Here is a 14,298-nt window from a genome sequence, read left to right as displayed (position 1 = left end):
AACAAAGCCCGGCGATGCCAATAACATCAATCTGAACATTGTGCCCGCGCCATTGTTCTAGATTCAGAAGACACCGGATCAAGGACGAGCACATGGCCGTAACTCACGCTGCGCCGCCAATCCCCACCCCACAGCGCGCTGTGACCCGACGCCTGGCCATCGCCGTTGGCGCGTTGTTCGTCGCTGGCGTCATTGCCGCCATCAGCACCTTGCTGGGTATCGCCAATACCCTTGATGCCAAAGACCTGGAACAGAACCAGTTCTACTCCGTGCGCGCCGTGGAGAACCGCATCACCACCTCGAAAAACTACATCACCAGCTACGCCTACTGGACCCGCGCCTATGAGGCCTTGAGCGGGCCGATCGACGTCGACTGGGCCTACACCGAACAGAACATGGGCAAAACCATGTTCACGACCGACGGCTATGACGGCGTGTTCGTTCTCGATCGCAATCGCACTAAGTACGCGGTGATTCGCGGGCAGATGGTCGAAACCGACGTGTCCACGGTGCTGCAAGCGCCTGCCTCGGCGCTGGTCGAGCAGGTGCTCAGTCAGCCCGACCTGACCAAACCGATCAGCAGCTATTCGCTGTTCGAAGGCTGGCCGGCGCTGATCACCGCTGCCGCGATCATTCCCAACGACGAGCGTCCGCTGGACGAACTGAGAAACACCTCGGTGCTGGTATTCGTCGACAAGCTGACGCCGACCAAATTGCGCAAGATCGGCAGCGGTTATGGCCTGTCAAACCTGACCCTTGTCCCGGATGACACGGTTAAAAATGACCATCCAAGCGTACCGCTCGACAGCACCGGCTACAGCCTCGTGGCCGACCTGCAGCGGCCCGGCCAGCAATTGTTGTGGACGCTGGTGCCACCGCTCGGCGCGACATTCCTGGTACTGATGCTGCTGACGGCATATTTTTTTCGCCACGCCCTGCGCTCTTCGCAATACGTCGACAACAGCATCCATGCGATGCAGGCGTCGAATCAGGCCCTTGAAGCCGCCAATCATGCGCTCGAAGCCAGTGAAGAACGCTTTCGCGCCGTGGCCGAAGCGGCGTCGGACTGGATCTGGGAAGTCGATGGACAGTTGGCGCTGACCTATCTGTCGGCGCGTTTCAGCGAGGTCACCGGCTACTCGCAAGCTCTGTGGCTGGGCCAGGACATCGGCGAATTATTGACCTGCGACACCACACCTCTGGAGCTGTGGCTGCGCAAACTCAGCGAAGAAAACAGCGCCGGCGATTTGCGTTGCACCTACCGCGATGAATCCGGCCAGCCGCGCCATTGCCGACTCTCCGCACGGCCGATTTTTGACAAGGACAATGTCGTCGGTTATCGCGGCACCGCCAGCGACATCACCGACGAAGTCGCCGCCCACGCGCAGATCCAGCACCTGTCGATGCACGACGCCCTGACCGGTCTGCCCAACCGCAACAAACTGGCGCGCTATCTGGATGAAGTGCTGCTATTGAAGGAACATGCACCGCCGCTGTCGCTGCTGATGATCGATCTGGACAATTTCAAACCGATCAACGATTCCCTCGGCCATCCGGCCGGCGACGCGGTGCTGCAGGAAGTCGCCACGCGTCTGCGTGAGTGCACCCGCGAGCACGACCTCGTTGCCCGCCTCGGTGGTGATGAATTCGTGGTGGTGCTCAATGGCATGGACAGCCATAACGAGATCGACAAATTCTGCACACGGCTGATCGGCAGCCTGCATCAGCCGATCCTCTACGAACAGCATCCACTGCATATCGGTGCCAGTGTCGGCATCGCCCTGAGTCGTCGGCACGGTTTCGTCGCCAGCGATCTGATCCGCTACGCCGACATCGCGCTGTATCAGGCCAAGTCCGATGGTAAGAACACCTGGTGCTATTTCGAAGCGCACATGAGCGACCAGATCCAGACGCGCCGGCGAATGGAAGATGACTTGCGCCATGCGCTCAAGCACAACGAATTTGTCCTGCACTATCAGCCGCGCTACAAGGTCGACGGCAAACACATCGTTTCAGTCGAAGCGCTGGTGCGCTGGCAGCATCCGACCCAAGGGTTGCTCGGACCGGACGTGTTCATTCCGCTGGCCGAGCAGACCGACCTGATCGTCCCGCTGGGCCGCTGGGTGCTGCGCGAAGCCTGCGAAACCGCGCTGGAATGGCCCCATGACATTCTGCTGTCGGTCAACCTCTCGCCTGCGCAGTTCGCCCTCAGCGATGTCGTCGAGGATGTTCGTGAAGTGCTGGTGGATACGCGTTTCCCGGCCAGCCGCCTGGAGCTGGAAATCACCGAGAACGTGATGCTGAACGACACCGATGGCGCGCTGACGACCATGAATCAGCTCAAGGAACTCGGCGTGCGTCTGAACATGGACGACTTCGGCACCGGCTATTCGTCGCTTGGTTATCTGCGCGCCTATCCGTTCGACGGGATCAAGATCGACAAGCGCTTCATCGCCTCGATCAGCAGCGGCACCAATGATCGCGCCGTGGTGCAGGCGATCATCGGTTTGGGCAAAGCCATGGGTTTGACGGTGACGGCCGAAGGCGTCGAGACCGAGGAGCAACTGGCGATTCTCGGCAAGGATCAATGCAACGAGGTGCAGGGCTACTTCATGAGCCGGCCGATCGACAAGGCGGCTTTTGCTGATCTATTGCGGGCTTCGAGGCTGTCACCAGTCAGCAAAAAGGGCCGAGTCACCTGAAGCTCAGTCGTCGGTGGCAACGCGCACCTTGCCGCTGAACACGCGGAAACCGAAGGTGTTGTAGGCCAGGGTGATCGGTATGAGCACGGCGAAGCCGACCAGCATGAACATCTGACTGTTCGGGCCTGATGCGGCTTCGCTCAAGGTCAAATCTGGCGGAATGATGAAGGGAAATAGCGCGACCAGCATCATCGCGAAAGCCAGGACGAAGACGCCCAATGCGGCGAACAGAGGGATGAAGTCGAAGCGGCTGTGAAAGCCTTTGCTGAACACCCATCCCAGAGCGCTGAGGATCAGCCCTGCCGGCAACCACAGCCGAATATCGGCGAGCCGCCGGGCATATTGCGGCTGCAACATCGCCGTCCATTCGATCAACACCAGCAATAATGCCGCGACGACCAGCGCCAGGACGCGGGCCTGACGGTCCGAGCGCTGCTGCAATTCATCAAGGGTGCGCCAGTACAACCAGCACGTCCCCAGCCACACGTAGCCCAGCACCAGTACCAGACCGCAAAACACCGGGAACGGATTCAGCCAGTCGCGGCCATCGCCAATGTACTGACCCTCCAGATGCGCAACGCCCTGCACCAAAGTCCCCAGCACCACGCCCTGAACAAAACCCGTCAGCAGCGACGCCAGCGCCAACACGCCATCGATGATTCGTTTGCGCTGTTCGTTCGCTGCGTAGTCGCGAAACTCCAGCGCCATGGCCCGTGCAATCAATGCCAGGAACATGACGATAAAGGGCACGTAAAGAGCCGGCAACAAGATCGCATAGGCCAGCGGAAACAACGCCAACAGCCCTCCGCCACCGAGCACCAGCCAGGTTTCGTTGGCATCCCACACTGGCAGAATCGTCACGGCCATCGCCCGCCGCTGCTGGCTGGATTGCGTCAGGCCCATCAGCATGCCGACGCCCAGATCAGTGCCGTCGAGCACCACGTAGTTCATCACCGAGAACGCCAGCGCCGCCGCGCACAAAAGGGTCAGCCAGTCCGTGTCCATGTCTGCGCCCTCCTCAGTGTCCGGTTTCGTCGCCAAGGGTGGGCTGCGGCCCGGGTTGATCCTGCTGTGGCGGCTCGCGCAACAGACGCAGCAATACCCACAGGCCGATGCCGAAGATCAGCAGATAAAACAGCAGAATCAACCAGGTCGACCCGACGACTTGAGCCCTCGACACTGACGACAGACTGTCTGCCGTGCGCAGCAATCCGTAAACGGTAAACGGCTGTCGCCCCACTTCGGTGACAACCCAGCCGCTGAGCATCGCCAGAAACCCGGCCGGCGCCAGCAGCACGCACGCGCCCAACCACCGACGCGCCGTGTACAGGCGATTACGCCGGCGCAGGATCAGGCTGACCACGCCCTGCCCGAGCATCAACAGGCCAAGCCCGACCATCAGCCGAAAGGCAAAAAACACCGGCGCCACGGGAGGAATGTCTTCTGGCGGGAATTCATCAAGCGCAGCGATGGTGCTGGTCAGGTCGTGATGCAAATACAGCGAACCGATTCGCGGAATAGCGACCTCCCAGTGGTTGCGGCGCTCTTGCCTATCCGGCCAGGCGAACAGCCGCAGCGGCTCTCCGGCCCCTTGCGCGGGGCGCGTCCATGAAGCTTCGATTGCCGCCACCTTCTGCGGCTGTGCTTGCAGACTGTGCCGCCCATGCAAGTCACCAATGACAATCTGCACAGGAATCAGCACCGCTATCACCCACAGCGCCATGGAAAATTGCAGGCGAGCGCGGGGGTTTGCCGAGGCCTTGCGCAACTGCCAGGCGCTGATGCCGGCAATCAGCGTCGCACTGCCGATAAACACGGCGAGCAGCATATGCGCCAGCCGATAGGGAAACGAAGGATTGAAGATGATTGCCCACCAGTCCGCGGCGAGGAAACGCCCGTCCGCGCCAATCGAATAGCCGGCGGGGGTTTGCATCCACGAGTTGGCCGAAAGTATCCAGAACGCGCTGATCAGCGAGCCCACGGCCACCGCGCAGGTGGCGAAAAAATGCAGACGCGGGCCGACCTTCTTCAGGCCGAACAGCATGATGCCGAGAAATCCCGCTTCGATGAAAAATGCCGCCATCACTTCATAGAACATCAGCGGGCCGAGGACATCACCGGCCTGCACCGACAGCCGCGACCAGTTGAGGCCGAACTGATACTCCAGAATCAATCCAGACGCCGTGCCCACCGCGACGTTGAGGGCGAACACCTTGAGCCAGTAGCGATAAACGTCCAGGTAAACCTGGCGCCCGGTCTTCAACCACAACGCTTCCAGCACCATGAGGAAATTCGCCAGACCGATGCTGAACGCCGCCAGCACGATGTGGAAGCTGATCGTGATCGCGAACTGGGCGCGGGCGGCCATCAGGGCCGAATCAACAGGCTCCATCCATCAGCCGCTGTAGAACACAGCAAGCTTGTTGCCTTCGGGGTCGCGCAGATAGGCCACGTAAAAGTCCGGCGTGTAGGCCTCGCGCGTGCCCGGCGCGCCTTCATCGCTGCCGCCATGATCGATCCCGGCCTTGTGCACTTGATCGACCTTTTGCCGCGAGTCGGCGCGAAACGCCGGCATCATGCCGTTGCCCGGTGTGGCCGGTTCGCCATTGAACGGTTGCGATATGTGCACGCTGCCGGGGCCGTTGGACTTGTCGGCGCAATCGGGCAGGTAAAAACAGTAGTGTTCTTCGCGATCATGCCGGTAGCCGAGCGGCGTCAGGATCGCCTTGTAAAAAGCCGCCGAACGCTCAACATCGTTGGCGCCGATAAACAGATAACTGAGCATGAGACGTCCTCCGATGGCAGCTGTCAGCGCTGTGGCTGTTCCTCGTTCAGGGTAAAAACGTTACCGGCGTCGCGTACCAATTGGCGCCATTCGGCACTGGTAATCAGGCCTTGCTCCTCCATCTGATCGGCGGCCTTGAGCAGTTCGTCATATTGTTGTTCCGGATCCAGATCGGCCTCGGCCTGCTCCGCCATCTTGCGCCATGCCGCCAGTGATGCCTTTTTTTGCTGATCGAACATACGGAATCTCCTGAGGGACTTACCCGGTAGAAAAATCAACGCGAAGGAGGTTCAGGGCAGACGACGGATGGACTGTTTATGCAGAAACCTTTGCAGGAGTGAGCCTGCCCGCGACGGCGGTGAATCTGCAGTGAAGGTGTTGACCGGTCTGGCCCATTCGCGGGCAAGCCCGCTCCCACAGAGATTGGGGTGTATTCAATATCAGGTGCATCACTGAACACTGTGGGAGTGGGCTTGCTCGCGAAGGTGTCCGCACATCACAGATTCATGGCTCTGATCTTCGCGCGCTTCAACAGGCCGCAGAAATTGTTTATTGACCACAAAGGCCTGATCCGCGAGGTTAGCCGACGTTCGGTTGTCTGCGATTGCCGGGCAAAAAACCCGGTTCGCCATGTGTTTCCCGCGTGTGTTCCGACGTCGCACTGTTCATTGTCCGATCCCCTGTTTGCTGGAGTTTCTCGATGCCGTCGCCCAAATCATTGCCCACTGCCCTGCTCGGTCTGGCCCTGGCCTGCCCGCTGATGGCCGAGGCCCAAGGTCTGGAACTGGGGCAAGTATTGATTTCGGCGGATCAGCGCAGTGGCGCAGATGCCTCGGTCGAAGAAGCCAGGGAACGCCTCGAACAGGTACCCGGCGCCACCAACGTGGTCGACATGCGCCAGCCGTTGCAGGGCCGCGTTGCCAGCAATCAGGATGTGCTCGCCTATCAGCCGGGGGTGTATGCACAGTCGGCGGGCAACGAAGGCGTGAAGGTTTCCATCCGTGGTTCAGGCATCAACCGCGCACCCGGCGCCCACGCCTCGGGGCTCTACACGATGCTGGATGGCTTGCCCCTCACCGGCCCCGGCGGCACGCCGTATGAATTGCTCGAGCCGTTGTGGGTCGACCATGTCGAAGTGCTGCGCGGCGCCAACGGTTTCGATCGCGGCGCGCTGGCGCTGGGCGGCGCTATCGATTACGTCAGCCACACCGGTTACACCGCGCCGAAACTGCAACTACGCTACGCCACCGGCAGCCATGGCTATCAGCAGCGCCAGGTCAGCTCCGGGCAAGTGCTGGGGGATTTTGATTACTACGTGTCGCTGACCGATGCCAATGCCGACGGCTATCAGGACCACACCGCCAGCGAGAGCAAAGGCCTGATCGCCAACTTCGGCTATCGCTTCAACCCGAATCTGGAAACCCGCTTCTACTTCCGCTATCGCGAAACCGACAACGACCTCGCCGGCCGCGTGACCAAGCATTCCATCGAACACAGCCCACGGGCAGCCAACCCGGCTTATGTGGCCCGCGATGACAGCCGCAAGCAACCCGGCAGTACCTTCATCGGCAACAAGACCACCTTCTACCTCGACGATGATTCAAGCATCCAGACCGGCCTCGTCTACCACGACTACCCGATGGATCTGCGCGAAGGCCCGAACCGGCTGAAAGTGGCATACACCGACGTCAGCGGCACCTTCGACTACAAGCGCCGCGACAGCCTGTTCGGCATGGAGAGCCGCAGCACTGTCGGCCTGCGCGTGACCAAGCATCTGCCCAACGATGGCGCCAGCGAGTTCGTGCGCATCCCGAGTGGCAACACCGCCAGCTATGCGCCCGGCACGCGGATGCGTAATTTCACTTATCAGGGCTCGGACACCGTGCTGCATTTTGGTAACGACCTGGAAATTGCCGACGACCTGTGGCTGACCACCGGCCTTGCCGCCATCTACACCCGCCGCGAAAGCGCCGTGACCTATCCGCAGGGTGGCGGCAAGACCAGTCTCAGCGATTGGGACTATGCACCGCGCATCGGCCTGCGCTACCAGATCACCCCGGACGTGCAAGTGTTCGGCAACCTCAGCCGCTCCGTCGAAGCACCGCACCCGTGGTCGCTGATCTACAGCTCCAACGTGCGCTTCCCTGCCGGCAACGGCGCTGCAACCGGCACCCAGCGCGACCCGATCGAACTACAAAACCAGACCGCAACCACTCTAGAACTCGGCGGCCGTGGCGACAGCCATTTGGGCGAATGGAGCCTGGCCTGGTACTACGCGCAAGTTCGTCACGAATTGCTCTCGGTGTTGCCGGACGCCAATGCCGTTACGCCCTACGAACTCAACGCCAGCCCGACGGTGCACCAAGGCATCGAGGCCAGCTTGAACAGCAAACTCTGGACTGCCGACGACGGGCGCCAACTGAGCTTGCGCCAAGCCTACACCTTCAGCGACTTCCACTACCGCGACGATGAGCGCTTCGGCGACAACCGCCTGCCCGGTTTGCCGATGCACTACTATCAGGGCGAACTGCGTTACGACTGGCCGCAGGGCTTCTTCGCCGCCGTGAACACGCAACTGGTGTCCAAAGTTGCCGTGGACTACGCCAACAGCTATTACGCCGACCCGTACGCCCTGTTCGGCGCCACGCTCGGCTACAACGCGCCGAAGGGCGACTGGCAAGGCTGGGTGGACATGCGCAACCTGACCGGCAAGCGCTACGCGGCAACGGTCACGCCGGGGTATGACGACAAGGGAGCGGATGCCGCGCGCTCGACGCCGGGTGAAGGGATGGGGGTTTATGTTGGGGTTTCGTGGAGTTTGCTATAACACCCAACGCGAGATTCAAATGTGGGAGCGAGCCTGCTCGCGAAAGCAGTGGATCAGTCGCGAATCATTTCGACTGACACGACGCCTTCGCGAGCAGGCTCGCTCCCACAGTTGGCTTTGTGCTTTTGGTTAGAACGGCGCAGGATTCGAAATCTTTGACGAGTATCATCGTAAGGGCATGTCTCTGCGAATCGTCCCGGTAATCATCGCTTTCCATAGAAAATAACGGATTAATCTCATGGATACTTCCCAAGAAAACCCTCTGGAAACATCACTCCGACTGGCCGCCGACGAACCCGCTCATCGCCCTGAGTTCTATCGCACGCTTCTTGATTCGACCATCTACATCCTCGGCACCGCCGGTGCAGGGCAAGGCCATGTCAATCTCGAGGCCGGCAGCAATATCAGCATCGCTCATTGGCAGAAGCCCGATGGCACGCCGGTCATTCCGTTCTTCTCCTCGCTGCCAACGCTGCAACAATCCATCGACAGCGAGCAGAGCTATGTGGAGATACCGGCCCGATCATTGTTCGAAATCACGCTGGGCGCGCTGCTCTTTCTGAATCCGAAGTCGCCGTACGGCAAGGAATTCCTTCCGGAGGAAGTGCAACGCCTGCTCTCAGGCGAAATCGGCCGGCCCGCCATGCAGCGCACCGTTGAAAAAGAGACCAACGTGTTGCTCGGACAGCCTTCGGACTACCCATCGACGATGGTCCATTCGCTCTCGCAACTGCTGGCCAAACACTCCAATGTGAAACGCGCGTTCCTGGCGCTGATGCACGACCCCTCGGTTGATGAAAAGCCGCACCTGATCGTCGGCATCGAAGCGGATGGCGATATCGAGCAGGTCATGCGCGAAGCCGGCAATGTCGCTGCGGAGACAGCTCCTGATGGCGGGCCGGTTGATTTTTGTCGCGTGCTGATGGGAGAAGCCGGGCTGAGTGATTACTTCCTCAGGGAGACCAAGCCTTTTTACGAACGCAAGTCACCGAGCAAGCTGCGTTCTTTTTTGGGTTTGGTTGAATACGTTCTGACGAAGATCGCAGTCGGCTGCATCTCGCTTGATCATCTGGCCAGTGGTCGATTCTGATGAGCGCGCCCTTGGATTCTTTTAACCCGCCCTCATAACAGTGGGTATCCCCCATCGTCTCCGAGAGGAAGCACACATCATGACCACTCATACCGAAACTGCCATTCTCGCCGGCGGCTGCTTCTGGGGCATGCAGGATCTGTTACGCCGCTACCCGGGTGTGCTGAAAACCCGCGTCGGCTACACCGGCGGCGATGTGCCGAATGCGACCTATCGCAACCACGGCAACCATGCCGAAGCCATCGAGATCGAATTCGATCCGGCGGTAATCAGCTACCGGCAGATCCTCGAATTTTTCTTCCAGATTCACGACCCGAGCACGCCCAACCGTCAGGGCAACGACCTTGGCCCGAGCTATCGCTCGGCGATCTACTACCTCAACGAAGAGCAGCGCGCCGTCGCCGAAGACACCGCTGCCGACGTCGATGCATCGCAGCTGTGGCCCGGCAAAGTGGTCACTGAAATCGAGCCGGCCGGCCCGTTCTGGGAAGCGGAACCCGAGCACCAGGATTACCTGGAGCGGATTCCGAACGGCTACACCTGCCACTTCATCCGGTCAAACTGGAAACTGCCGAAGCGCGGTTGAAGAAGCTGCGGGCTGGGTTCAATGCCCCGCCACGACCGAAGCTCCTACAGAGCGCGGACCCGACTTGAAGCCGTGGGCCCGGGCACCCCAGGCGATGGCGAAGCCGACAGCGACCAGTGCCAGCATGGCCCACGGAAATGAGGCGACGCCCCACCGATCCAGCAGCACGCCGCCGACGACACCGCTGCCAGCGATCGCGCTGTTCCAGGCCACCACGTTCAGCGACAAGGCGACATCCGCTCCGTCGCCCGCCGCGTCAGCCAGCGCCGTTTGCAACAGTGTCGCCGCACCGCCAAAGGTCAAACCCCATACCGCCACGCCGAGATAGATCACCTCTGAATTGCCTCCGCCAAAACCCAGCGCCACGCAGACGGCGGCAAAGGTCGCCAAACTCAGCAGAACCGTCGAGCGCAGCAGCGGCTCGACCAGCTTCGCCGTCAGCCATATCCCGACCAGCGCGGCGATGCCAAAGATCAGCAACACCACATCCACCCGCTTGGCCATGCCAGCCGGCGCCACGAACGGAGCGATATAGGTGTAGAGAATGTTGTGCGCCAGCATCCAGCTGATCACCACTGCCAGCACAGGACGCACGCCCGGGGTAGTCAGGACTTTGCTCAGCGATAAGCGTTGATGGGCCGGCTGCGGCGGGTAGTCAGGCACTTTCACCAGCACCCAGACGATCAGCACCAAGGTCAGCGCCGACATCAGACCGAATGTAGTGCGCCAACCGACCAGCCCACCGAGCCACGTACCCAGAGGCACGCCCAGCGACAGCGCGATCGGTGTACCAACCATCGCCAAGGCCAACGCCCTGCCCTGCTGCTCGGGCTCGACCATGCGTCGCGCATAGCCGGCCAATAGACTCCACGCCAGGCCCGCCGCTACCCCGGCGAAGAACCGCGCGACCAGCGTCACGCCGTAGTGCGACGACAGCGCGGTAATCGAATTGAACAGCAGGAAACCGACAATCGTCAGCATCAGCACGTTGCGGCGCCGCCAGCCACGGGTGGCGATAGTCATCGGGATCACTGCCAGTACGGAACCCAATGCGTACGCGGTAACCATTTGTCCGGCCATGGAGGGCGAAATCGCCAGGCCTGCACTGATCAGCGGCAACAAACCAGCCGGCAGGGTTTCGGTGACGATGCAGATGAAGCCAGTCATGGCCAGCGCCAGCAAAGCGCCGATGGGCAGGCCTTTGGCGTAGCCGTTAATGTGATTGAAGGTGTCACGGGTAGCTCCTCGAAAAAACCGATTCAGATTTAAATACCGATCGATCTAAATCCTGAGGGCGCATGTGCAGCGTTGTCAACAATTTCTGTATCGACTAGTCTGTATATGAAATCAATGAGGAGTTGGGTCATGGCGAGAACCGGTCGCCCCCGTCAGTTTGATCGCGACGACGCCGTCGATCAGGCTCTGCAACTGTTCTGGCAACACGGCTACGACGCGACATCGCTGGCCCAGTTGAAGGCAGGCCTGGGTGGCGGTATCTCTGCACCTAGCTTTTACGCAGCATTCGGTTCCAAGGAAGCGTTGTTCGATGAATGCGTGCAGCGTTATCTGACCACCTATGCGCAAGTCACCGAGTGCCTGTGGGACGACAGCCTGCCACCACGCCAGGCGATCGAGACCGCTTTGCGCCAATCGGCACGCATGCAGTGCGACGACACGCACCCCAAGGGCTGCATGGTTACTCTCGGCGTCATGAGTGCTCCGAGTCCGGAAAACGCCCATGTGGTACAAGCCCTGACCCGCTCACGGCAGCGCACCCGTGCCGGCATTCAAGCCTGCGTCGAGCGCGCTGTGAATGCCGGCGAGTTGGCCAGCGGCACGAGTACGGCGGCGATGGCGACGGTATTCGACAGTTTCCTGCAGGGCATATCCATCCTCGCCAGAGACAATACCGCGCTGGATAACATTGATGCTGCCATCACTCAGGTCATGCAAACCTGGGATATTGCCGCCACGCGTAAGGCGGATTGATCAAATCACAAATGCACCGGCACCGCTGGCGCCGAGCCCGGCTCCGGCACATCGACGTTGACCTTCAGTGCAATCAGCAGCGCGGCCAGCAACATCAGAATTCCAGCCGCTACAAACACGCCATTGATCCCGCTGAAGCTGAACACCGAACCGCCGGCGGCAGCGCCTGCGGCAATCGCCGACTGCACCGATGCGACGACCATGCCGCCTGCGCTTTCGGCCTGATCGGGTATGGAGCGCGCCACCCAATTCGACCACGCCACTGGCACGCCACCGAAGGCCATCCCCCACAGCGCCAGGAGCAATGCCTGCCCGGTGACCGACGCCGGCAACCCGACCAGCGCCAGAGCGGCAACGCCCACCAGCACCGGCATCAGCACCAGGGTTGCGCGTGGATTGCGCTGCAACAGCCAGCCGGCGAACAGCGTGCCGGCAAAGTTCGCCACGCCGAAACCCAGGAGCATCAGTGCCAAGGTCTGCGCGCCGACGCCGGTGGTGCTTTCCAGAAATGGCCGGATATAGGTGAACAACGCGAAGTGGCCGGTGTGCACCAGTACGCAGCCGAACATGCCGATGGCAATGCCCGGTCGCAGCAACACCTCGAGCACCGTGCGCAGGCGTGACGGGCGATGCGGCGCCAGACTGGGTAGCGTGAACATTTGGAAGACCAGCGTCACCACGCCCACCGCTGCTGCGGCGTAGAACGCACTGCGCCAGCCAAACTGGCCGCCGAGATAACTGCCCAGCGGCACCGCCACTACGGTACCCACGGCGATCCCGCTGAAGATGATCGACAGCGCGCGTGGCAGCAGCGCCGCCGGCACCAGGCGCATCGCCACGGCCGCCGCCATGCTCCAGAATCCGCCGAGGGCTATGCCCAAAAGAATACGCATGATCAGCAATACGGCGAGGCTGGACGACAACGCCACCAGCAGATTCGACGCGATCATCAGTGCCGAAAAGCCAAGTAATACGAGCCGCCGATCAAGGCTGCGCGTCAATCCTGGCACCAGCAATCCGGCAAACAGCGCGACCACCGCTGTCACGGTAACGGCTTGCCCCGCCAACGCTTCACTGACGCCGAGATCGAGCGCCATTGGTGTCAGCAGGCTGGCCGGCAGATATTCCGCCGTGAGCAGACCAAACACGCCCATCGCCAGTGAAAACACCGCCATCCATGCAGGCACCATCGGCGCCTCTTCAATTCGCCCATCACCTACACGTTCATTCATTTCAAGACTCCCTCGGACATTTCGAGAAGGCAGTCTATTGAGGGCAATCCGGATGATCTATGATGCGCAGTCTTGAACTTTTGATCGAAACCCCGAACATGGCGAGCATTGATCCCTTCTCTGTGTCTTCAGACCTGATCACCGAGTTGTTGCGCAGCATGCGTCTGCGTGGCGTGCAATATCGGCGGATCCATGCAGGTCCGCCGTATGGTCTGGGTTTCAGCGACAAATCGGGTCATGCGTATTTCCACTTCGTCGCCGCTGGATCGACGGTGCTGCGGCTGGAGGACGGCAGCGTTTACGAATTGTCGGCGGGCAATGCGGTATTCATTTCCCATGGGGCCGCGCACCAGTTGCTGTCACACGCAGGCGCGCAAGTGCAGGACATTGACAGCGCGGTTGCCGCGCCACTCGGCGACACGGTCTGCGCGGTGCAGGTCGGGCAAAGCAGCGATTCGCCCGACAGCGCGCTGCTCTTCAGTGGCTGTATGGAGTTCGAGCTCGGCAGCCTGCAAGGCCTCGGTCGGCTGATGCCGGGTCTTATGCTGATCGACGCCGGCGGCCAGCGCTATCCGGGCCTGATGCCGATTCTCGCCACCATGGAGCGCGAAGTCAGCGCCGCGCGCATCGGCTTCGCCGGCATTCTCGCGCGCCTGGCCGACGTAGTGGCGGCAATGATTGTTCGTGGCTGGGTCGAATGCGCTTGCGGCAATGCCTCCGGTCTCGTCGCCGCCCTGCGCGACCCTCGCCTGGCGCAGGCCTTGCTGGCCCTGCACCAACAACCGGGGCGCGACTGGAGCGTCGCCGAACTGGCAACGCTGTGCAACACCTCGCGCTCGGTCTTCGCCGAACGCTTCCAGACCACCCTCGGCACCCCGCCGCTACGCTATGCCACCGAACTGCGCATGCGCCTGGCCAGTCAGTGGCTGACCCTGGAAAGACTGCCGATCGAAGAAGTGGCGCAGCGCCTGGGCTACACCTCCCAAGCGGCGTTCAGTCGTGCCTTCAAGCGGATAACGGGAAGCTCGCCGGGAGCGAGTCGGCGCCAGCGCGCACTGTAAGAATCTGCATTAACAGCGCGGCAATG

11 protein-coding genes and 1 pseudogene are annotated in these 14,298 nt (G+C 61.1%); 6 read left to right on the top strand and 6 right to left on the bottom strand.

Going from position 1 to position 14,298, the window contains the following annotated elements; all coding sequences use genetic code 11:
- Nucleotides 1-92 precede the first annotated feature (92 nt).
- Nucleotides 93-2,702: a bifunctional diguanylate cyclase/phosphodiesterase gene (locus ACZZZ4_RS21010; protein ID WP_463548658.1), complete on the top strand. Its 2,610-nt coding sequence runs from the start codon at nucleotides 93-95 to the stop codon at nucleotides 2,700-2,702.
- Between the two features lie 3 nt (nucleotides 2,703-2,705).
- Here the strand turns inward: ACZZZ4_RS21010 and cydB are convergent, their stop codons facing one another.
- From cydB to ACZZZ4_RS20990, 4 genes are read right to left on the bottom strand one after another with little or no spacing between them, the layout of a single operon-like run.
- Complete coding sequence (gene cydB, locus ACZZZ4_RS21005) at nucleotides 2,706-3,707, bottom strand: cytochrome d ubiquinol oxidase subunit II (RefSeq protein ID WP_463548657.1); 1,002 nt, start codon at nucleotides 3,705-3,707, stop codon at nucleotides 2,706-2,708.
- Between the two features lie 13 nt (nucleotides 3,708-3,720).
- Entirely contained in the window at nucleotides 3,721-5,070 is a 1,350-nt protein-coding gene (locus ACZZZ4_RS21000) for a cytochrome ubiquinol oxidase subunit I (protein ID WP_310405076.1), read from the bottom strand.
- 27 nt (nucleotides 5,071-5,097) lie between these two features.
- The gene (locus ACZZZ4_RS20995; protein ID WP_310405078.1) at nucleotides 5,098-5,487 is read right to left on the bottom strand and encodes a VOC family protein; all 390 of its coding nucleotides are present in this window, start codon (nucleotides 5,485-5,487) and stop codon (nucleotides 5,098-5,100) included.
- Nucleotides 5,488-5,510: 23 nt separating this feature from the next.
- Complete coding sequence (locus ACZZZ4_RS20990) at nucleotides 5,511-5,726, bottom strand: hypothetical protein (RefSeq protein ID WP_039758755.1); 216 nt, start codon at nucleotides 5,724-5,726, stop codon at nucleotides 5,511-5,513.
- Nucleotides 5,727-6,187: 461 nt separating this feature from the next.
- Here ACZZZ4_RS20990 and ACZZZ4_RS20985 point away from each other — a divergent pair, with 461 nt between their 5' ends.
- The 3 genes from ACZZZ4_RS20985 to msrA all read left to right on the top strand — a co-directional run bounded on the left by ACZZZ4_RS20985 (nucleotide 6,188) and on the right by msrA (nucleotide 9,990).
- Nucleotides 6,188-8,314: a TonB-dependent receptor family protein gene (locus ACZZZ4_RS20985; RefSeq protein WP_463548656.1), complete on the top strand. Its 2,127-nt coding sequence runs from the start codon at nucleotides 6,188-6,190 to the stop codon at nucleotides 8,312-8,314.
- Between the two features lie 238 nt (nucleotides 8,315-8,552).
- A complete protein-coding gene (gene sseB / locus ACZZZ4_RS20980) occupies nucleotides 8,553-9,404 on the top strand; it encodes an enhanced serine sensitivity protein SseB (RefSeq protein ID WP_463548655.1) in 852 nt (283 codons plus the stop codon).
- Between the two features lie 79 nt (nucleotides 9,405-9,483).
- On the top strand, nucleotides 9,484-9,990 hold the full coding sequence (gene msrA, locus ACZZZ4_RS20975; RefSeq protein ID WP_463548654.1) for a peptide-methionine (S)-S-oxide reductase MsrA: 507 nt from the start codon (nucleotides 9,484-9,486) through the stop codon (nucleotides 9,988-9,990).
- A gap of 18 nt (nucleotides 9,991-10,008) precedes the next feature.
- Here the strand turns inward: msrA and ACZZZ4_RS20970 are convergent.
- Nucleotides 10,009-11,225, bottom strand: a pseudogene (locus tag ACZZZ4_RS20970) (MFS transporter).
- A 130-nt stretch (nucleotides 11,226-11,355) separates the two neighbouring features.
- Here ACZZZ4_RS20970 and ACZZZ4_RS20965 point away from each other — a divergent pair.
- Entirely contained in the window at nucleotides 11,356-11,979 is a 624-nt protein-coding gene (locus ACZZZ4_RS20965) for a TetR/AcrR family transcriptional regulator (RefSeq protein WP_463548653.1), read from the top strand.
- A 5-nt stretch (nucleotides 11,980-11,984) separates the two neighbouring features.
- Here ACZZZ4_RS20965 and ACZZZ4_RS20960 read toward each other — a convergent pair whose 3' ends face one another.
- Nucleotides 11,985-13,211, bottom strand: a complete 1,227-nt coding sequence (locus ACZZZ4_RS20960) for an MFS transporter (protein WP_463548652.1) — start codon at nucleotides 13,209-13,211, stop codon at nucleotides 11,985-11,987.
- A gap of 62 nt (nucleotides 13,212-13,273) precedes the next feature.
- Between ACZZZ4_RS20960 and ACZZZ4_RS20955 the strand changes: the two genes are divergently transcribed.
- Complete coding sequence (locus ACZZZ4_RS20955; RefSeq protein WP_463548651.1) at nucleotides 13,274-14,272, top strand: cupin domain-containing protein; 999 nt, start codon at nucleotides 13,274-13,276, stop codon at nucleotides 14,270-14,272.
- The last annotated feature ends 26 nt before the right edge of the window (nucleotides 14,273-14,298 follow it).

The organism is Pseudomonas sp. AC252 (assembly GCF_979258105.1).
The sequence above is the reverse complement of the archived record's forward strand: the minus strand, read 5'-3'. Positions and strand labels throughout refer to the sequence as shown.